Here is a 20348-nt window from a genome sequence, read left to right as displayed (position 1 = left end):
ATCTGTGAAACGTCCCGCCCGCGTCAGGGCGTTGTTCGCGCTCGCCGTGATCGCCGTGTCCGTGTTCGTCGCCGTCACCGTCCCCGTCCGTCTCGGGCTGGACCTGCGGGGCGGCACCCAGATCGTGCTGGAGACCCGTTCCACCGAGACCCTGGAGGCCGACGCCGAGGCCACCGACCGCACCCTGGAGGTGCTGCGCGGCCGGGTCGACGCCCTCGGCGTCGCCGAGCCCACCATCGTCCGCTCCGGCGACCGGCGGATCATCGTCGAGCTGCCGGGCGTGCAGGACCCGCGGAAGGCGGCCGACGTGCTGGGCCGCACCGCGCAGCTCTCCGTGCACCCGGTGAAGGGGCCGGGCACGGGGGACGCGACGAAGCTGCCGCAGGGCGAACGGGTGCTGCCCGACGAGTCCGGCGAGCGGCTGCACCTCGGCAAGGCCGCGCTCAGCGGCCAGGACGTCAAGAGCGCCGAGTCCCGCTTCGACCCGCAGAGCGGGGCCGGCTGGCACGTCACCGTCGACTTCGAGGACGGCAAGGGCTGGGCCCGGCTGACCGGTGAGGCCGCCTGCCACCCGGCGGGCGACCCGCAGCGCCGGGTGGCCATCGTCCTCGACGACAAGATCATCTCCTCGCCCCAGGTCGACCCGTCCGTGGCGTGCGGTGCGGGCATCACCGGCGGGTCCACGCAGATCACCGGCTCGTTCACCAGCGACGAGGCGAAGGAGCTCGCGCTGCTGGTGCACGGCGGCGCGCTGCCGGTGCCGGTGGAGACGGTGGAGCAGCGGACCGTCGGCCCGACGCTGGGCGCCGAGGCCATCCGCGCAAGTGCCTGGGCCGCCGTCGTCGGCACCGCCCTCACGGCGCTGTTCGTGCTCGTCGTCTACCGTCTCATGGGCCTTCTCGCGATCGTGGCCCTGCTCTGCTACGGCCTGATCTCCTACGCCGGTCTCGCCGCCCTCGGCGCGACGCTGACGCTGCCCGGCCTCGCCGGTTTCGTGCTGGCCATCGGCATGGCCGTGGACGCGAACGTGCTGGTCTTCGAACGCGCCCGGGAGGAGTACGCCAAGCGCAACCGGCCCAGTGGCCGCTCGGCCCTGACGGCCGGTTTCAAGGGCGCGTTCAGCGCGATCGCGGACTCCAACGTGACCACGCTGATCGCGGCGGCGCTGCTGTTCGTGCTGGCGTCCGGGCCGGTGAAGGGCTTCGGCGTCACGCTCGGCATCGGTGTGCTGGCGTCCATGATCAGTGCCCTGGTCATCACCCGGGTGCTCGCCGAGTTCGCGGTGGCGCGCCGCTGGGTGCACCGGCGGCCCGCGGTCACCGGACTGGCCTCCGTCGGCCGGGTCCGCGCCTACCTCACCCGCCGCGACCCGCAGCTGATGCGGCGTCCCCGCCGCTGGCTGGCCGTGTCCGCGGTCGTCCTGGCCGTCGCCGCCGCGGGCATCTTCGTGCGCGGGCTGAACTTCGGCGTGGAGTTCACCGGCGGCCGGCTGATCGAGTACTCCACCGAGCAGACCGTCGACCCGGACCGGGCGCGCGCCGCGCTCGCCGACGCCGGTTTCCCGCAGGCGGTCGTGCAGTCCTCCGGGGACAGCGGTCTGACGGTGCGCACCGAGGAACTGACCAACGAGGAGGCGGTGAAGGTCGAGGAGACCGTCGCCGAGGTCGGCGGCGGCGCGGAGAAGGTCCGTGACGAACTGATCGGGCCGAGCCTCGGCGACGAGCTGCGGCGCAACGCGCTCATCGCGCTCGGGCTCGCCCTCACGGCCCAACTGCTGTACCTCGCGGTGCGGTTCCGGTGGATGTTCGGCACGGGTGCGGTGGCCGCGCTGGCGCACGACGTGGTGATCCTCACCGGCATCTTCGCCTGGCTGGGCAAGCCGATCGACGGCGTGTTCCTGGCGGCGCTGCTCACCGTGATCGGCTACTCGGTGAACGACTCCGTGGTGGTCTTCGACCGCATCCGCGAACTGTGGCGCAAGGACGCGAAGGCGCCGCTGGCGCAGGTCACCAACCAGGCGATCCTGCAGACGGTGCCGCGGACGGTGAACACGGGCATCGGCGTGATCTTCATCCTGGCCGCGCTGGCCCTGCTGGGCGGCGACTCCCTGACGGACTTCGCCCTGGCGCTGCTCATCGGGATGGTCGTCGGCACGTACTCCTCGGTTCTCACCGCGTCTCCCCTCGCGATCGAACTGGACGCGAGGACGGGCGGCGGAAAGCGGTCCCGCCGAACCACCCCCCGCAAACCGACCCCCCGAACGGAGCGCACGACGACCGAGGTATGACACGAGGGGGGTGCAGGCGGGCGACCCCGCCTGCACCCCCTGAGGGGCGCGGGGAACTGCGCAAACGCGCCACTCCCGCCCCCTCACACACTCACCCCCGCATCCACCCCCTCCTCCTCGAACTGCGTCCGGTACAGCTCCGCGTACCGCCCGTCCGCGTCCAGCAGTCCGTCGTGGGTCCCGCGTTCGACCACGCGGCCGCCCTCGACCACGAGGATCAGGTCGGCGGCCCGCACGGTCGACAGACGGTGCGCGATCACCAGCGCGGTCCTCCCCTCCAGTGCCTCCCCCAGCGCCTCCTGCACCGCCGCCTCGGACGTGTTGTCGAGGTGGGCCGTCGCCTCGTCGAGGACGACGACCCGCTGCCGCGCCAGCAGCAGCCGCGCGATCGTCATCCGCTGCCGCTCCCCGCCCGAGAGCCGGTACCCCCGCTCCCCCACCACCGTGTCGAGCCCGTCGGGCAGCGCCCGCACCAGCGCGTCCAGGCGCGCCCGGCGCAACGCGTCCCACAGTTCCTCCTCCCCCGCGTCCGGCCGCGCCAGCAGCAGGTTGGCGCGGACCGTGTCGTGGAAGAGGTGACCGTCCTGCGTCACCATCCCGACCGTGGCCCGCAGTGACGCCGCGCTCAGGTCCCGTACGTCGACCCCGCCCACGCGGACCGCCCCGGCGTCGACGTCGTAGAGCCGTGGCAGCAGCGCGGCGACGGTCGACTTGCCGGCGCCGGAGGAGCCGACGAGGGCGACGGTCTGCCCGGGTCCGGCGCGGAAGGAGACGCCGTGCAGCACCTCCTCGCCGCCGCGCGTGTCGAGGGCGGCGACCTCCTCCAGGGAGGCGAGGGAGACCTTGTCGGCGGACGGATAGCCGAAGCGGACGTCGTCGAACTCCACGGAGACCGGCCCCTCGGGCACCTCGCGGGCGTCGGGCCTCTCCTGGATCAGCGGGTCGAGGTCCAGCACCTCGAAGACCCGCTCGAAGCTCACCAGCGCGCTCATGACCTCCACCCGCGCCCCGGCCAGCGAGGTGAGCGGCGCGTAGAGGCGGGTGAGCAGGAGGGCGAGGGCGACGACCGCGCCGGCGTCGAGGGCGCCGGAGAGGGCGAGCCTGCCGCCGAGGCCGTAGACCAGCGCGAGGGCGAGGGCGGAGACCAGGGTGAGGGCGGTGATGAACACGGTCTGGGCGGTGGCCGTCCGCACGCCGATGTCGCGGACCCGCCGTGCGCGTACCGCGAACTCCTCGGACTCCTCCTCGGGCCGCCCGAACAGCTTCACCAGGGTGGCTCCGGGCGCCGAGAACCGCTCCGTCATCCGCGTGCCCATGGCCGCGTCGAGGGTGGCGGCCTCACGCTGGAGGCCGGCCATCCGGCGGCCCATCCGCCGCGCGGGGATCACGAACACGGGCAGCAGGACCAGCGCCAGAAGGGTGATCTGCCAGGACAGGGTGAGCATCACACCGAGGGTCAGGATCAGGGTGACGACGTTGGCGACCACGGTGGACAGGGTGGAGCTGAACGCCCGCTGGGCTCCGATGACGTCGTTGTTGAGACGGGAGACGAGCGCTCCCGTACGGGTGCGTGTGAAGAACGCGACCGGCATTCGCTGCACGTGGTCGAAGACCGCCGTCCGCAGCCCCAGGATGAGATCCTCGCCGAGTGCCGCCGACAGCCGGCGGCCCAGCACGCCGAGGGCCGCCTCCACCACCGCGATCAGCGCGATGAGCAGCGCCAGACGCACCACCGTGTCCGGGTCGCCGCCGGACACGATGGTGTTCACCACCCGCCCGGCGAGCACGGGGGTGGCCACGGCGAGCGCCGCGGTGGCCGTGCCGAGCAGCAGGAACAGGATCAGCTTGCGGCGGTGCGGGCGGGCGAAGGCGCCGATGCGGCGCAGGGTGTCCCGGGTGACGGGCCGGCGCTCGTCCTCGGCGGTGATGACGCTGCGCAGTTGCGCCCACGCGGTGGTCTCCATGCTCATGACGGAGACGCTAGGACCTCAACCATGATTGAGGTCAAGGACGCTCCCGTTCCGCCGCCCCGACCCGTGGGCGACGGCCGTCGCCCCGCGTCCGGGTTGTCGCAACTCTCCGTTCGCGCGCGTCGTTCATCCTCCGTGGACATGACGGTGACGATCCGCCGGGTGCTGTGCGTGCTGCCGCTGCTGCTCGTGGCCGTGGTCGCCGTACGGCAGCGGGAGGTGCTGGCCGAGGGGCTGGGGCTGGTGACGACCGCCCGGTGGCCGTGGCTGCTGGCCGCGGCCGGCCTGACGTGCCTGACCTGGCCGGCCGCCGCGTGCACCCGACAGGGCGCCGTGCTCGAACGGCTCCCCGGACGGCGGCTGGTGGCCACGCAGTTCGCGGCGGGCGCGGCGAACCACCTGCTGCCCACCGGGCTGGGGGCGAGCGCGGTCAACCTGCGGTTCATGACGGTGTGCGGGCTGAGCACGGCCCGGTCCTCGGCCGCGCTGGCCCTGTATCTGCTGGCGGAGAGCGTCGGGCGGGTGGGGCTGCTGGCCGCGCTGCTGGTGGCGTTCCCCGACGCGCTGCCCTTCGGGTCGCTGCTGCCGGACGAGGCGCCGGCCGGGCCGTTGCTCGTGGCGGGCGCGGTGCTGGCGCTGGTGGTGGGCGGGCTCGCCGCCGTACGGCGGGTGCGGACGGTGGTGGCCGGGTTCCTGCGGACGGCGCTGGGCGAGGCGCGTTCCGTGCACGCCAGGCCCGCACGGGCGGTGGCGCTGTGGGGCGGGGCATTGGCCTTCCCGGCGCTCCAGACGGGCGTACTGGTACTGGTGGCACGGGCGTTCGGTCTCGCGGTCCCGTCCGCGCACCTGGCGGTGGCGTACCTGGCGGCGACGGTGGCGGTGGCGCTGGTGCCCACGCCGGGCGGGATCGGCTCGGTGGAGGCGGCGCTGGTCGTGGCGCTGGTGGCGGTCGGCGGCGCGGCGGCGGTGGCCACGGCGGTCGTGGTGGTGTTCCGGCTGCTCACGGTGTGGCTGCCGCTGCTGCCGGGCGCGCTGACTCTGGCGGCGTTGGTGCGGCTGAAGGTGATCTGACGTGCGGGACGGGTGAGGTGGTGCGTGGGACGGGTAGGGTCCCGGTCCCACGCACGGAAGGGGCCTTGTCATGCCGGTACGGACCGAACGCCGGGGAGCCGTCACCACGGTGGTGCTCTCCCGCCCCGAGGCGCGCAACGCGGTGGACGGGCCGACGGCCGCCGAACTCACGGACGTGTTCCGCGCGTTCGAGGCGGACGACGAGGCGCGGGTGGCGGTGCTGTGGGGCGAGGGCGGCACGTTCTGCGCGGGCGCCGACCTGAAGGCGCTGGGCACGGAACGCGCCAACCGGGTGACCGAGGACGGCGACGGGCCGATGGGCCCGACCCGGCTGCGGCTGTCCAAGCCGGTGATCGCGGCGGTGTCCGGGCACGCGGTGGCGGGCGGTCTGGAGCTGGCGCTCTGGTGCGACCTGCGGGTGGCCGAGGAGGACGCCGTGTTCGGCGTGTTCTGCCGCCGCTGGGGCGTGCCGCTGATCGACGGCGGCACGGGACGGCTGCCCCGGCTGATCGGTACGAGCAGGGCGATGGACATGATCCTCACCGGGCGTCCGGTGCCGGCCCCCGAGGCGTACGCGATGGGCCTGGCCAACCGGGTGGTGCCGGTGGGGCGGGCGCGCGCGGAGGCTGAGGAACTGGCGGCGTCGCTGGCCCGGTTCCCGCAGGCGTGCCTGCGCTCGGACCGCGCGTCGGTGCTGGAGCAGGAGGGGCTGGGCGAGGAGGAGGCACTTTCGGCCGAACTCCGGGACGGATCAGCCATGTTGGCGGAGAGCCTGGAGGGTGCGGCCCGGTTTGCGTCCGGGGCGGGGCGGCACGGCGTGTTCGACGGATCGTGAAATCCCCGCGTCGGCCCGGGAGTCGGCGTACGGCATGGCGCACGTCACCGCCCGTCGTGGCTCGCGTGGTACGAACCGCCCTGCGGGATACGGCAGGATGAGCGACGGTGCCCCCGCAGGTCAACGCGGGTGCGGCACCGGCGGATCCCGTATACCTCGAGCAGGTGACTTCACGTGACACGACTTCACATACGGCTCTCGGCCCAGGAGAGACGGCCGTCGGCCCAGGAGCGCGCGGGGGGTGGGCGGTGACCCGCTCCCTCACCGTGGACGATCTGGTGCACGCCGGAATCGCCCTCGCCGCCGGCCTGCTGGCGGCGTTCCTGCTCCGCGTCCTGCTGCGCTGGCTGGCGCGGCACGCCGAGCGCACCGCCTGGCGCGGCGACGACATCCTGGTGGAGGCGCTGCGCACGGTCGCCCCGTGGGCGGCCATGGCGGGCGGGACGGCCTCCGCGGCGGCGGCGCTGCCGCTGACCCGGGCCGTGCAGCACACGACCAACCAGGTGCTGACCCTGACGGTGATCCTCGTCGCGACCGTGGCGACCGCCCGGGTGGTGGCGGACCTGGTGCGCTCGGTCACCCAGTCGCGGTCCGGCGTGGCCGGCTCGGCGACGATCTTCGTGAACATCACCCGGATCCTGGTCCTCGCGATCGGCTTCCTCATCGGGCTGCAGACCCTGGGCATCTCCATCGCGCCGCTGCTCACCGCCCTCGGCGTGGGCGGTCTGGCGGTCGCGCTGGCGCTTCAGGACACGCTCGCCAACCTCTTCGCGGGCATCCACATCCTCGCCTCCAAGACCGTGCAGCCGGGCGACTACATCCGCCTGAGCAGCGGCGAGGAGGGGTACGTCGAGGACATCAACTGGCGCCAGACGACCGTCCGTGAGCTGTCCAACAACCTGGTGGTCATCCCCAACGGCCAGCTCGCCAAGACGAACATGACCAACTTCATGCGGCCCCAGCAGCAGCTGACCATCCTGGTCCAGGTCGGCGTGTCGTACGACAGCGACCTGGAGCACGTGGAGCGGGTGACGAAGGAGGTCGTCGCGGACGTGATGACCGAGATCACCGGGGCGGTGCCGGAGCACGAGCCGGCGGTGCGGTTCCACACCTTCGGCGACTCGCGCATCGGGTTCACCGTGATCCTGGGCGTGGCGGAGTTCAGCGACCAGTACCGGATCAAGCACGAGTTCATCAAGCGGCTGCACCGGCGCTACCGCGAGGAGGGCATCCGGATCCCGTCGCCCGCGCGGACGGTCGCCCTGCAGCAGGGGACGGTGCTGATTCCGTCCCAGCGGGACGGGTCGGCGGCGGTGGACGACATGATCACCGGGCGGCCGGTCTGACGGCCCGCGCCGGGACGTGGCAGCCGTCCGGCGCCGCGGCCCGGCGCACCCGTCGTGGGCGGGTTTTCGGAGCTCCGCCCAGGACCCCGTTCGCGCAGTTCCCCTCGCCCCTGCGGGGCGCTCCCGCCGGACTCGGGCGTGGACCCCTGTCGAGCCGGGAGCCGTCACAAGATATCTTGATGTCGAGCAATGTTGCAGACGTGGAGCGGAGCACCCGGTGACTGACTCGACCATCATCTATACGCACACTGACGAGGCCCCGGCCCTGGCGACGTATTCCTTCCTGCCGGTGGTCCAGGCCTACGCCTCGCAGGCGGGTGTCGCCGTGGAGACGCGGGACATCTCGCTCGCCGGGCGCATCGTCGCCGTGTTCCCGGAGTACCTCACCGAGGACCAGCGCATCCCGGACGCCCTCGCCGAGCTCGGTGAACTGGCGAAGACGCCCGCGGCCAACATCGTCAAGCTGCCGAACATCTCGGCGTCGATCCCGCAGCTCAAGGCCGCGATCGCCGAGCTGCAGGGCAAGGGCTACGCGCTGCCGGACTACCCGGACGACCCGAAGACCGACGAGGAGCGGGAGATCCAGGCCCGCTACGACAAGGTCAAGGGCTCGGCCGTGAACCCGGTCCTGCGTGAGGGCAACTCCGACCGCCGCGCCCCCGCCTCGGTGAAGAACTACGCCAAGGCCCACCCGCACCGCATGGGCGCCTGGACCCCCGAGTCCAGGACGAACGTCGCCACCATGGGCCAGGACGACTTCCGCTCCACCGAGAAGTCCGTCGTGATCGCCGAGGACGGCGCGCTGCGCATCGAGCTCAAGGGCGACGACGGCTCCACGACCGTGCTGCGCGAGTCGGTACCGGTGCTCAAGGGCGAGGTCGTCGACGCCTCCGTGATGCGCGTCGCCGCGCTGCGTGAATTCCTCGCCGCGCAGGTCGCCCGCGCCAAGCAGGAGGGCGTGCTGTTCTCCGTGCACCTCAAGGCCACGATGATGAAGGTCTCCGACCCGATCATCTTCGGCCACGTGGTGCGCGCCTTCTTCCCGAAGACGTTCGCGCGGTACGGCGACAAGCTCGCCGCCGCGGGTCTGACCCCGAACGACGGTCTGGGCGGCATCTACAAGGGCCTGGAGAGCCTGCCCGAGGGCGCCGAGATCAAGGCGTCCTTCGACGCCGAGCTCGCCGAGGGGCCGGACCTGGCGATGGTCGACTCCGACAAGGGCATCACGAACCTGCACGTCCCGTCGGACGTCATCGTGGACGCCTCCATGCCGGCCATGATCCGCACCTCCGGCCACATGTGGGGCCCCGACGGCCAGGAGGCCGACACCCTCGCGGTGCTCCCGGACTCCTCCTACGCGGGCGTCTACCAGGCCGTGATCGAGGACTGCCGCGCCAACGGCGCCTACGACCCGTCCACCATGGGTTCGGTCCCGAACGTCGGTCTGATGGCGCAGAAGGCCGAGGAGTACGGCAGCCACGACAAGACCTTCGAGATCCCGGTCACCGGCACCGTCCGCCTGGTCGACCGGAACGGCGACGCCGTCATCGAGCAGGCCGTGTCCGCCGGTGACATCTTCCGCGCCTGCCAGACCAAGGACGCGCCGATCCGCGACTGGGTGAAGCTGGCCGTCACCCGCGCCCGCGCCACCGGCGACCCGGCCGTCTTCTGGCTGGACGCGACCCGCGCGCACGACGCCAACCTGATCGCCAAGGTCGAGCAGTACCTGCCGGAGCACGACACCGAGGGCCTGGACATCCGGATCCTCAACCCGGTCGAGGCGACCAAGCTGTCCGTGGAGCGCATCCGCCGCGGCGAGAACACCATCTCGGTCACCGGCAACGTGCTGCGCGACTACCTCACCGACCTGTTCCCGATCCTGGAGCTGGGCACCAGCGCCAAGATGCTGTCGGTCGTCCCGCTGATGGCGGGCGGCGGTCTCTTCGAGACCGGTGCGGGCGGCTCGGCGCCGAAGCACGTCCAGCAGCTGGTCAAGGAGGACTACCTGCGCTGGGACTCCCTCGGTGAGTTCTTCGCGCTGGTGCCGTCGTTCGAGCAGTACGCCGCCACCACCGGCAACGCGCACGCCAAGGTGCTCGCCGACACCCTCGACCGCGCCACGGCGACCTTCCTCAACGAGGACAAGTCCCCGACCCGTCGCGTCGGCGGCATCGACAACCGCGGCAGCCACTTCTACCTGTCCCTGTACTGGGCGCAGGAACTGGCCGCGCAGACCGAGGACGCGGACCTGGCGAAGGCGTTCGCGCCGCTCGCCGAGACCCTCGCGGCCAACGAGGCGAAGATCGTCGAGGAGCTGGCCGCCGTCCAGGGCAAGCCGGCCGACATCGGCGGCTACTACCAGCCCGACCCGGCGAAGGCCTCCGCGGTCATGCGCCCGTCCACCACGTGGAACGAGGCGCTGGCGTCCCTGAGCTGAACCGGACGACCCTGAGCTCCGCCCCGGCCGGCGACCTGCCCGGCCGGGGCGGAGCCGTGTCCGGGGGCCGGGCAGGTCCCGTCCACGAGCTGATGGGGGGTGTCCGGGGGCGTTGTCAGTGGCGTGTGGCACCTTGATCGTCGTACTTCACCGACAGCACCTTTGGAGCAGCGCATGACCGTCGTGCCGCCCTCGTTCGACCTCCTCCCCGGCGACCCCGCCTCCCCCGTGATCCTGCATGTGCCGCATTCGGCCCGGGAGATCCCGGACGACGTACGGTCCGGGATCGTCCTGGACGACGCCGCACTGGAACGCGAGCTGGACCACATCACCGACGCGCACACCGCGACGGTCGCCGAGGAGGCGGCCCGGGTGGCCGAGGTCACGCCGTGGCGGTTCGTGAACCGGCTGTCGCGGCTGGTCGTGGACCCGGAGCGGTTCCCGGACGAGCGGGAGGAGATGCTCGCCGTCGGCATGGGCGCGGTGTACACGCGGACCACGCACAAGGACGTGCTCCGCCCCGACGGCTTCGACGCGGGCCCGCTGATCGAGCGGTACTTCCACCCGTACGCGTCGGCGATGACGGAGGCGGTGTCGGACCGGCTCGCGGCGACGGGACGCTGCGTGATCGTCGACGTGCATTCGTACCCGACGACCCCGCTCCCCTACGAACTCCACGCCGACGGCCCCCGCCCCCCGGTGTGCCTCGGCACCGACCCCTTCCACACCCCGCCCGCCCTCCTCGACGCGGCGCGCGAGGCGTTCGCCCGGTGCGGCGAGACGGGCCTGGACAGCCCTTTCGCGGGCACGTACGTCCCGCTGAGGTACTACGGCAGGCGGGCCGAGGTGACGGCCCTGATGGTGGAGATCCGCCGCGACACGTACATGACCGAGCCTGGCGGTCCGGCGCACGAGGGAGTTGCGCGTTTGGCGTCGGCGCTGGCCTCGCTGGTCGACGGGGTGTGAGGCGACCGCGGGCCGCTTCCGTGTGAGGCGGCGCCCGGCTCCCGGCTCGGGCGGCGTGGTCGGCCGCCCCGGCCGGGAGACGACGCGCCTCCGCCGCCCGCGAGGGACGTGCCCGGCGGCACAGGGCCGGGGCCCGCCGGGCACTGGCCTGCGCTGCCCTCGCGGCCGAGGCCGGACGGTGTGCCTCCCGGAAACCGCGGGCGGTGGCCGGCAACCCGCACAGACCCACCGGACCCCACGCCACGGCGCGCCACACGTCGCCTCCGGCCAGGGCGCGACACGCGCCGGAGGGCCAGAGGCTCGCCTGTACAGCCCACACGGCCGGGACCGCAGCTCGCCCCGAAGGGCACTGCCTGCGGAAGCCGGCCGCCCGCGCGGCCCACCGCGTGGCGGGCCGGACGCCCCGGACGGGCGAGCCTTCAGGCCCGGAGCCACTCCGTCATCACCGTCTCGTCCGTCGTGTGCAGGCGCAGGGCGAAGGGACCCGAGGGGGTCACCGGCGCCGTGAAGCGGCCCATGTCGTCGGCCGTGGCCGTGGTGGACGGGCGGGGGCCGGTGAGGACCTCGATGCGGGCCGGGGCCGGGGGGAGGACCTGGCCGATCAGGCCGTCCTCCGTCAGCTCGACGTCCAGCGTCACCTCGCCCGCGGTGAACGTCAGCATGCGCGGAGCCGCCGCCGCGCCCCGCACGGGGATCGCGTCGACGAGCGAGTCGAAGGTCAGCCCGGCGACCCGCGCCTCCAGGTCGCGCAGCGCGAAGGCGTCCACGGCGCTCTGGAGCAGCGCCGGGGGCACCGGGTCCAGGAGGGACGCGGCCTGCCGCAGCTCCTCCTCCAGCAGCTCCTCCTCGACGCCGGGACCGTCGCCGAGGCCCGTGCCGTCGCTGATGTCGTCGCTCATACCGTCCCCCGTGCCTCCAGCCGGGCACGCAGCCGGCGCAGACAGCGCTGCCGCATCGGCCCGATACTGCCCACCGCGATGTCGAGCGCGGCGGACACCTCCTGATAACTGGGCGGCGGAGACGCGATCAGCACGCGCAGCAACTGCCTGCACCGCTCGCCCAGTTCCTCGAACGCCTGCCACAGCCGCCGTACCCGCTCCCCCTGCGCGGCGGCCTCCTCCGTCTCCAGCAGCGCCTGTTCGGGCTCCCCGCCCTCGCTGACCGTGTCGAGCATCTGCGGGTCGTCCGTCAGCAGCAGCCGCCGCGCCTGGCGGTGCACCTTCAGGCACTCGTGGCGCGCGGTGCTGGCCAGCCAGGAGCCCGCCTTCTCCGGCTCCCGGATGCGGTCCAGATGCTGGGTGAAGCGGAACCAGACGGTCTGGTACACCTCGTGGGCGTCGGCGTCGGACAACCGGTGCGCGCGCACCACGGACCAGACCAGCGGGCCCAGCCCCTCCACGATCGCCTTCCAGGCCGCCGCGTCTCCGTCGACAGCGGACCGGACCAACGCGCCGACTTCCGAACGCTCCACGGTGCCACCCCTCGTGTACGGCACGTCATGGTACGCCGCGGAGGGGATGGTTCCGATCATCATGGCCGCGCGGTGGGCGCCGGGACGCGTACGGGGCGCCAGGTGGGCGGAAGCAGCGCCGTCTTGTGCGCCCCGCGTACGTCCACGAACTCGTCGACGGCCTCGAGAAGTCGCCGTCGTGCCGCGCGCGGGTCGCGCTCCCCGCACGCCGCCATGTGGGAGACGACCATGCCGGCCGCGACGGGGGTCGCGAACGAGGTGCCGCTCCACTGGGCGAGCCCCTCGAACATCACCTGGTCCGGCTTGGCGGACGCCCCGTCCTCGCTCAACATGCCCATGTGGCGCGGGTGGTGACAGGTGCAGGCGTAGTCGAAACCGTAGCGGCAGGCGTCGTAGGTGGAGTGCTGGTACACGTACGGGACGGGCGTCTCGAAGCCCGTGAGGGCGCTGGTGAGCCGCTCGCCGGGGGCGTAGGCCTTCACCCAGCCGCCGTGGTTGGAGAAACAGGCGCCGGACTCGCCGTCCGCGCGCAGCGCGCCGACCGACAGTACGGCGTCCTCGTAGCCGGGCAGGTCCGCGTAGGCGGCCGGCCAGAACGGCGTGGCGCTGCCGTTGTTGCCCGCGCAGGCGACCAGCAGCGTGCGCCGCTCGCGCAGTTCGCGCATGAAGGCGTCGACGCCGAGGAGCCCGTCGGTGCGGCCGTTGGACGTGCCGGCGGAGACGCTGAGGACGTCGGGCCAGCCGCCCGCCTCGACGGCGTCGAAGAGCTTCTCCCCGAACTCGTGCTCCAGCACCGCCCCCGCGTCGTTGAGCGCGCCGCTGACGGTGATGTCGGTGTGCGGGGCGACGGCGGCGACCAGTCCGGCGATGAACGTGCCGTGTCCGCAGTACTGCTGGAGGATCCCGTCGTCGTCGCACTCGGCGACCTGGGCGTCCCCGTGGGTGCGGGCGAGGGGCGGGTAGGAGCGGTAGTCGTGCATCAGGCCGGTGTCGACGACCAGCACGCGCGCGGCGTCCTCGCCGGGCTCGCCGTCGGTCTCGGCGACGGCCGGGTTGGGCCGGGCGTCACGCGCCACGGGCACCGGCTCGTCGCCGGGACAGGCGTTGACGGCGATGTGCACCACGTGGTTGCGGGTGATCATGCGGCGTCCGGCACGCCCCTCCACCGCGGCGAGGGCGCGCAGGGCCCCCGCGACGGCCGGGTCGCCGCCGGCGTCGCCCTCACCGGGGTCGGACACCTGGATGCGGACGACGCCGGAGCGGTTGCCGGCGGGGCCGAGGCGGCGGACGCGGTCCGGGGCGCCGGCGGCGAGGGTGCGGAAGTGACCGCGCACGGTGTCCTCGACGACCTGCGCCTCCTCCCCCTCGCGGGCGAGGACGACGCCCTTCTCGTAGAGGAACTCCCCCGCGTCGTCGGGTCCCATGGCCAGCGGGACGCCGGGCATGGAGCGCTGGATCTGCCGGAACTGCTCACGGAAGCGCTGGGGTGGCATGGCGTGGTCCTCCACTGGGGCGACGGGGCCGGAGCCGCGGAGCTGTCGTGATGAAGAGCCTCCGGGTGCTCCTTTGATACAACGCTGTACCTGTGAGGCGTGGTTGCGGACCACTACCATCGTGGAGGTGACAGCGGGAAGCGACGCGGTGCAGGACCTCCTTCCGCTGGTGTTCGCCGCCCCGAACGAGGCGCTGACGAAGGCGGAGTCCGTGCTGCGGCACCGCCCCGAGCCCCTGCACGCCTCCGTGGCGCATCAGGTGATCGGCATCTGGCAGCGGGACTTCGGGGACATGCGGCTCGCGCTGCGTCATCTGCGCAGGGCGCGGGACTGGGCGGCGCGGGCGGGTTCGGCGGACCGGGAGGCGGACGTCCTCGCCACCCTCGGGGTCGCGTTGGTGCATTCGGGGCGCACCCGGCAGGGCCTGGACGCCCTGGGCCGGGGCGTGCGGCGCGGCACCGGCCACACCCGGGCCCGGGTGCTGTTCCGGCGGGCGTACTCGTGGTGGGTGCTGGGCCATCACAAGGAGGCGCTGGAGGACGTACGGCGGGCCGTGCCGGTGCTGCGGCAGGCGGGGGACGTGATCTGGACGGCGCGGGCGCTGACGCTGCGCGCGACGGTGCATCTGGCGCTGGGCTCGGTGGAGCGGGCCGAGGCGGACTTCGCGTCGGCGGAGGACCTGTGGGCGGTCACGGATCAGGAGCACGACAAGGCGGACGCGGTGGAGAGCCGCGGTCTTGCCGCCTTCCGTTCCGGTGACGTCCCGGCGGCGCTGCGGCTGCTGGACGAGGCGGAGGAGCGGTACGCGAAGCTGGGCACGCCGACGTTCATGCTGAGCATCCGGCGCTGCGAGGTGCTGATGGCCGCGGGTCTCGCGGCGGAGGCGCTGGCCGAGGCGGACACGGCGATCGCCGAACTGGACTCCATCGGCGGTCAGTCGACGCGCAAGGCGGAGCTGCTGCTGGCGGCTGCGCGGGCCGCCCGGCAGGCCGACGACCCGGCGACGGCGACGGCGCGCGCGGCGCTCGCCGTGCGGCTGTTCGCGGGGCAGCGGCGCGCCTGGTGGGAGGCGCACGCCCGGCTGGTGCTGATCGGGGCCCGGCACGCGGCCGGGAAGAGGTCGGGCCGGCTGGTCCGGGACGCGGCGGCGGTGGCGGAGCGGCTGGTGGAACTCGGCGCGCCGGCCGCCCCGGAGGCGTTCCTGCTGGCCGGGCGGATCGCGCTGGACCTGGGCAGGACCACGGACGCGGAGCGGCACCTGGCGGTGGCCGCGCGCAGCCGGCGAAGCGGGCCACCGCTCGCGCGGATGACGGGCTGGGCGGCGCAGGCGCTGCGCGCGCGGGCGGCCGGTTCCACGCGTGGCGTGCTGGAGGCGTGCCGGCGCGGGCTGGACGTGCTGGACGACCACCGGATGACGCTGGGCGCGTCGGAGCTGCGGGCACGCGCGACGGCGCAGGGCGCGGAACTCGCGGCGCTGGCGCAGCAGGCCGCACTGCGGTCGGGCGGGCCCCGGCGGCTGCTGGTGTGGAGCGAACGCTGGCGGGCCACCGCGCTGTCCGCGCCGCCGACCCGGCCGCCCGCCGACCCGGAGCTGCTGAGCCACATGACCGCGTACCGGGAGATCGCGGCGCGCGCCGAGGAGACCCGGATGGAGGGCAGGCCGGTGCCGGCGCTGGAGCGGGAACAGCGCCGTCTGGAGCGGGCGATCCGCTCCCGCACCCTGCACATGCGGGGCGAGGCGCACGGCGACGACGCCCGCTTCGACGTGGGCCGGCTGCTGGAGCAACTGGGCGACGGCGTACGGCTGGTGGAGCTGGCGGTGGTCGACGGGCGGGTGCAGGTGCTGCTGTGCGGGCAAGGGCGGGTGCGCCGGTTCGAGGCGGGGCTGCTGGCGGCCGCCGAGAGGGAGGCCGAGCATGTGCAGGCGGGGCTGCGGCGGCTGGCCCATCCGGGGGCGCAGGCGCGGCTGCCGGTGGTCGAGGCGGCGGGCCGCCGTCTGGAGGAGTTGCTGCTGGGGCCCGCCGCGGCGCACCTGGGCGACGGTCCGGTGGTGATCGTGCCGCCGGGGCGGCTGCACCGGGTGCCGTGGGCGTTGCTGCCGTCGCTGCGGGAACGGGTCGTCAGCGTGTCGCCGTCGGCTAGCAGTTGGCTGCGCGCTCGGGAGACGCGGCCGCCGTGGGGCGGACGCCAGGTGCTGGTGCGCGGGCCGGGTCTGGCGACGGGCGGCGAGGAGGTGACCCGCCTGGCCGGCCGGTACGGCGGGGCGACGGTGCTGGAACACCGGGACGCGACGGTGCCGCGGGTGCTCGCGGAACTGGACGGGGCGGGCCTCGCGCACATCGCGGCGCACGGCACGTTCCGCACGGACGGTCCGATGTTCTCCGCGCTGCGGATGGCGGACGGCCCGCTGATCGTGCACGACTTCGAACGGCTCGGCCGCAGCCCGTACCGCATCATCCTGTCCTGCTGCGACACGGCCCGCTTCGCCACGGTCGGTGCGGACGAACTCCTCGGCCTGGTCACGGCGCTGCTGCCGCTGGGCACGGCGGGCGTGGTGGCGTGCAGCGCGCCGGTCAACGACGCGGCGGTCGTCCCCCTGATGCTCGCCCTGCACGAGGGCCTGGCTGCGGGCCTCCCTCTCCCGGAGGCGCTCCGCGACGCCCGGTCGGCGATGCCGGACGACGCCCTGCACCGGGCCACGGGGTGGGCGTTCACGGCGTTCGGGGCGACGTGAGGGCGGCCCCTTGCGGGCCGGCTGGGGGCTCCCGGTTGCGGGCGGGGCGCGGGCCCGCCGGGCCGGCGGTACGAGCGCGACGCGAACCGGGGTGCGGCGTACCGGTGGACCAGCCCGGTACCGGGTTGTTGTGCTGCCGACGTCGATGCCGGCGACGACGGCGTGAACGGGCCCTGGCGGCGGACCGGCTCGTCCCACGACGCGCGGTGACACGGTGACCCGGACCTACGCTGGCGGGCGTGAACAAACGACGACAGAAGAAGCTGGCCCGGCGGCTCGTCCAGTCGGTCATGTTCGGGGAGGTCCGCGAGGTCGACGCGCTGTTGCGAGCCGGGACCGACCCCGACGGGCGTGACGCCGGCGGCACGACGCCCCTCTACGCCGCCTCGGTCCACGGAGCGACCGACAAGGTGCGGCGTCTCCTCGCGGCCGGGGCCTCGCCGGACACCGAGAGCGGTCACGGGGACCAGGGCACGCCCCTGTGCGGGGCCGCGTGCTGGGGGCACGTCGAGACCGTGCGCGCACTCCTGGAGCACGGGGCCGATCCGAACCTCCGTGAGGACCAGGGCACCGGGTGGTCACCGCTGCGGTGGGCGCGGAACGGACCGCACCAGGAAACGGTCGACGCCCTTCTCGCCGCGGGAGCTCGGGAACACGAAACAGCCGGTTGACGGCAACGGGCACCGACGAAGCCAGCACTCACTCATTGACGGTGCCCGCTCGGCTGCGAGAACGGCAAGGACCCCGCGTACACGTTCACCGACGGCTCCGGCCCGGTGACGGGCCGGCGTGGCCGTCGCCGTACCGGCCGTGTCCTTCCTGCCGTTGACCGGCGACGGCATGGACACCGGGACGCGCGCGCTCATGCACCTCGCCGTGGCGGCCGTACTGATCCCCGGACCGGCCGGCCTCGCGCTCACTCGTAGCGCGTGCGCAGCGACTCCCGCTCGATCTCCTCGATCTGCTCGACGGTCAGACCTGGCAGGTTCAGCTGGGCCAGCGTCACCTGCGCGCTGCTCGGCTGGGCGTCGGCGGGCACCCACTTCTCCGGCTGCCAGGCATTGCCGCGCATCAGCGACTTCGGGCAGTGCGGGTAGGCCTGTTCGATCCGCACCACGATCGCGGAGACGGGCGGCTTGCCCACGGCGGTGAGCTGAGCGAGCAGTTCGGGGCGGGCCGAGACGAAGGCGTGCCCGTTGACGCGGAGCGTGGTCGTGCGGCCGGGGACGACGAAGAGCAGGCCGACCCGTCCGGTCTCCACCACGTTCTGCAGGGTGTCGAGCCGCTTGTTGCCCGTCGCGTCGGGGATCGCCAGCGTCCGGTCGTCCAGCACCGCGACGAACCCCGGCGGGCCGCCGCGCGGGGTCACGTCGGCCCGGCCCTCGGCGTCCGCGCTGCCGACGAGGACCAGCGAGGCGCAGCCGATCAACGCCCGTGTCTCGTGAGTGAGATGGTCGATCTCCTTGCGGACCGCGTTCTCGTTGGGCTGCGGGTACAGCTCGCGCAGCTGTTCCGTGCTGGTGAGGGCGTCCGCCTTCAGGGCGTCGAAGAGCAGGCCGGTGGTGGTCCCCGTGTCGGTGGTCATACGGACGACCCTAGAAGACGACCTTGGTCCTGTGCAGGGCTCCGCGTGATGTCGTGCGGTGTGCACGGAATGCGTCAGGGGCCCGCCGGATGTCCGGCGGACCCCTGTCCTCGCATCGTCGGGACGACAGGATTTGAACCTGCGACCCCTTGACCCCCAGTCAAGTGCGCTACCAAGCTGCGCCACGTCCCGATGCGGCTCCCGCGGCGAACCGCGTGATCTCGCAGGTCAACCCTACCGTATGCGGAGGGGCGGGTGGGCCGGGGACGCGGACGAGCGAGCCCGCACATTTGTCCTGTCAAATGGTTGACAGGTCACGCCGCCCGGCCTGAAGGTGGGCGGGCAGGACAGGACCCGGCCGGAGAGAGGCAGTCATGGTGGATGCGCTGGGCGTCGCCGTCGTCGGATTCGGCTGGATGGGCCGGGTGCACACCCAGGCCTACGCGCGGGTGGCGCATCACTTCCCGGAGCTGCCGCTGCGTCCGGAACTGGTCACCGTCGCGGAGGAGGTGCCGGGGCGGGCGGAGGAGGCCGCCGCACAGTTCGGGTTCGCCTCGACCACCCGCGACTGGCGTGACGTGGCCGCCGACCCCCGGGTGCGCGCGGTCAGCGTCACCGCGCCGAACTTCCTGCACCGCGAGATCGGCGTGGCCATGGCCGAGGCCGGCAAGCACATCTGGATCGAGAAGCCGGTCGGGCTGACCGCGGAGGACGCGCGGGCGGTCGCGGACGCGGTCGTCAAGGCCGGCGTCCAGGGCGCGGTCGGCTTCAACTACCGCAACGCGCCCGCCGTGGAGGCCGCCCGCGAGCTGATCGCCTCCGGCGGGATCGGCCGGGTCACGCACGCCCGCGTCCGGCTGTTCAGCGACTACGCGGCCCACCCGGAGGGCGCGCTGACCTGGCGGTACGAGCGGGAGCGCGGCGGCAGCGGCGTGCTGGGCGACCTCGCCTCGCACGGCGCCGACCTTGCCCGCTTCCTGCTCGGCGACATCGCCTCCCTGGCCGCCGACACGGCCGTCTTCCTGCCCGAGCGGGCCCGGCCGGCCGGCGCCACCGCGGGCCACTCCCGCGCGACGGGCGGCGAGCTGGGCGCGGTGGAGAACGAGGACTACGTGAACTGCCTGCTGCGGTTCACCTCCGGCGCGCGGGGCGTGCTGGAGGCCTGCCGGGTCTCCGTGGGCGAGCAGAACAACTACGGCTTCGAGGTGCACGGCACCGAGGGGGCGGTGTTCTGGGACTTCCGCCGGATGAACGAACTGGGCGTCAGCCGCGGCACCGGCTACCAGGACCAGCCGGTGAGCACGGTGTACGTCGGGCCGGGCGACGGCGAGTTCGGCGCCTTCCAGCCGGGAGCGGCCAACGCCATGGGGTATGACGACCTCAAGGTGATCGAGGCGTACCGCTTCCTGCGGTCGGTCGCCGAGGGCGTCCCGTACGGCGCCACCCTCGCGGACGCGGTGCGCAGCGCGACCGTGCTGGACGCGATGGCGCGGTCGGCGGAGGACCGGGCGTGGGTGACGGTGGACGCCCCCGTGTGACGTCGCCGGCGGGCACCGCGGCACTCACCGCGCCGCCGCGTTCTCCTTTCGTCCCAGCCACACCTTGATCGGCACCAGGACCAGCCACCACCACATGGCGGCCGGTCCCACCACCAGGGCCAGCGGAATGGTCACCACGAACACCGCGACCGTGGCGCCCAGATCGAGGGCGTAGAGGAACTCGTCCCGGACGCGTTCGGCGTCGCCGCGCAGCCAGGGCCGGCGGGCGATGACGGCGGCGAGGGCGAGGTGGACGGCGCCGAGGGCGGCGACGGCCGCCGAGTAGATGACGACGGAGGCGCGTTCGTCGCCGTACTCGGAGACCAGGGCGGTGGGGAACGGCAGCAGCGCGGCGAGGCCGAGGCCGAGGACGGTCAGCCAGATCACGTCGGCGTCCACCTGCCGCACCGGGCGGAAGATGGCCCGGTGGTCGCGCCAGAAGCCGGCCAGCACGGCGAGGCTGATCCCGTAGGCGCCGAGGTTGGGCAGGACGTCGCCGAGCGCCTCGTGGAACCCGTCGGAGTCCAGTCCCTGCGGCACGTGGATGTCCAGGACCAGCAGGGTGATGGCGATGGCGAAGACGCCGTCGGAGAGCGCCAGCAGCCGGTCGGTCCC

Annotated in this window: 15 protein-coding genes and 1 tRNA gene; 9 read left to right on the top strand and 7 right to left on the bottom strand. The window is 73.6% G+C overall.

Translation table 11 applies throughout. The features are described 5' to 3' along the window. The first annotated feature begins 4 nt into the window (after positions 1-4). Positions 5-2287 (top strand): protein translocase subunit SecD, encoded by a 2283-nt coding sequence (secD, locus tag MTR79_RS13095; protein WP_244790284.1) that lies wholly within the window; start codon positions 5-7, stop codon positions 2285-2287. An 83-nt stretch (positions 2288-2370) separates the two neighbouring features. Here secD and MTR79_RS13090 read toward each other — a convergent pair whose 3' ends face one another. Next, on the bottom strand, positions 2371-4257 hold the full coding sequence (locus MTR79_RS13090) for an ABC transporter ATP-binding protein (protein ID WP_122216185.1): 1887 nt from the start codon (positions 4255-4257) through the stop codon (positions 2371-2373). Positions 4258-4398: 141 nt separating this feature from the next. Between MTR79_RS13090 and MTR79_RS13085 the strand changes: the two genes are divergently transcribed. From MTR79_RS13085 to MTR79_RS13065, 5 genes are all read left to right on the top strand, one after another. Continuing rightward, positions 4399-5328 carry a lysylphosphatidylglycerol synthase domain-containing protein gene (locus MTR79_RS13085; RefSeq protein WP_244790282.1) on the top strand — a complete coding sequence of 310 codons (930 nt, stop codon included), beginning with the start codon at positions 4399-4401 and terminating at the stop codon, positions 5326-5328. A gap of 70 nt (positions 5329-5398) precedes the next feature. After that, complete coding sequence (locus tag MTR79_RS13080; RefSeq protein ID WP_244790280.1) at positions 5399-6163, top strand: crotonase/enoyl-CoA hydratase family protein; 765 nt, start codon at positions 5399-5401, stop codon at positions 6161-6163. Positions 6164-6411: 248 nt separating this feature from the next. After that, positions 6412-7509, top strand: a complete 1098-nt coding sequence (locus MTR79_RS13075) for a mechanosensitive ion channel family protein (protein ID WP_048455124.1) — start codon at positions 6412-6414, stop codon at positions 7507-7509. A gap of 217 nt (positions 7510-7726) precedes the next feature. Beyond that, positions 7727-9946, top strand: a complete 2220-nt coding sequence (locus MTR79_RS13070) for an NADP-dependent isocitrate dehydrogenase (RefSeq protein WP_086705235.1) — start codon at positions 7727-7729, stop codon at positions 9944-9946. 174 nt (positions 9947-10120) lie between these two features. Next, positions 10121-10912, top strand: coding sequence for an N-formylglutamate amidohydrolase (locus MTR79_RS13065; RefSeq protein WP_244790278.1), 792 nt, complete (start codon positions 10121-10123; stop codon positions 10910-10912). A gap of 419 nt (positions 10913-11331) precedes the next feature. Here the strand turns inward: MTR79_RS13065 and MTR79_RS13060 are convergent, their stop codons facing one another. Genes MTR79_RS13060 through MTR79_RS13050 form a run of 3 tightly spaced genes read right to left on the bottom strand, consistent with a single transcriptional unit; the run spans position 11332 to position 13876 of the window. Continuing rightward, a complete protein-coding gene (locus tag MTR79_RS13060; protein WP_114875475.1) occupies positions 11332-11811 on the bottom strand; it encodes a hypothetical protein in 480 nt (159 codons plus the stop codon). Continuing rightward, positions 11808-12383, bottom strand: a complete 576-nt coding sequence (locus MTR79_RS13055) for a sigma-70 family RNA polymerase sigma factor (protein WP_048455226.1) — start codon at positions 12381-12383, stop codon at positions 11808-11810. Before MTR79_RS13055 ends, MTR79_RS13060 begins: the two co-directional genes overlap by 4 nt. 59 nt (positions 12384-12442) lie before the next feature. After that, complete coding sequence (locus MTR79_RS13050; RefSeq protein ID WP_244790276.1) at positions 12443-13876, bottom strand: S8/S53 family peptidase; 1434 nt, start codon at positions 13874-13876, stop codon at positions 12443-12445. Between the two features lie 127 nt (positions 13877-14003). Here MTR79_RS13050 and MTR79_RS13045 point away from each other — a divergent pair, with 127 nt between their 5' ends. Next, positions 14004-16610, top strand: a complete 2607-nt coding sequence (locus MTR79_RS13045) for a CHAT domain-containing protein (protein WP_086704227.1) — start codon at positions 14004-14006, stop codon at positions 16608-16610. Between the two features lie 239 nt (positions 16611-16849). Further along, entirely contained in the window at positions 16850-17281 is a 432-nt protein-coding gene (locus tag MTR79_RS13040) for an ankyrin repeat domain-containing protein (protein WP_244790274.1), read from the top strand. Between the two features lie 245 nt (positions 17282-17526). Here the strand turns inward: MTR79_RS13040 and MTR79_RS13035 are convergent, their stop codons facing one another. Then, positions 17527-18195 (bottom strand): MSMEG_1061 family FMN-dependent PPOX-type flavoprotein, encoded by a 669-nt coding sequence (locus MTR79_RS13035; RefSeq protein ID WP_244790272.1) that lies wholly within the window; start codon positions 18193-18195, stop codon positions 17527-17529. 118 nt (positions 18196-18313) lie between these two features. Continuing rightward, a tRNA-Pro gene (locus tag MTR79_RS13030) sits at positions 18314-18387 on the bottom strand. 182 nt (positions 18388-18569) lie between these two features. On the opposite strand from MTR79_RS13030, the gene MTR79_RS13025 reads away from it, so the two are divergent. Next, a complete protein-coding gene (locus tag MTR79_RS13025; protein ID WP_189366707.1) occupies positions 18570-19733 on the top strand; it encodes a Gfo/Idh/MocA family oxidoreductase in 1164 nt (387 codons plus the stop codon). 24 nt (positions 19734-19757) lie between these two features. Here the strand turns inward: MTR79_RS13025 and MTR79_RS13020 are convergent, their stop codons facing one another. Further along, complete coding sequence (locus tag MTR79_RS13020; RefSeq protein ID WP_086704225.1) at positions 19758-20333, bottom strand: TMEM175 family protein; 576 nt, start codon at positions 20331-20333, stop codon at positions 19758-19760. Positions 20334-20348: the final 15 nt, after the last annotated feature.

The organism is Streptomyces sp. BJ20, from assembly GCF_022869105.1.
In the GTDB taxonomy this organism is placed as follows: Bacteria; Actinomycetota; Actinomycetes; order Streptomycetales; family Streptomycetaceae; genus Streptomyces; species Streptomyces griseoincarnatus.
Note: the sequence above shows the minus strand (reverse complement) of the source record. Positions and strands in the feature narration are given on the sequence as shown.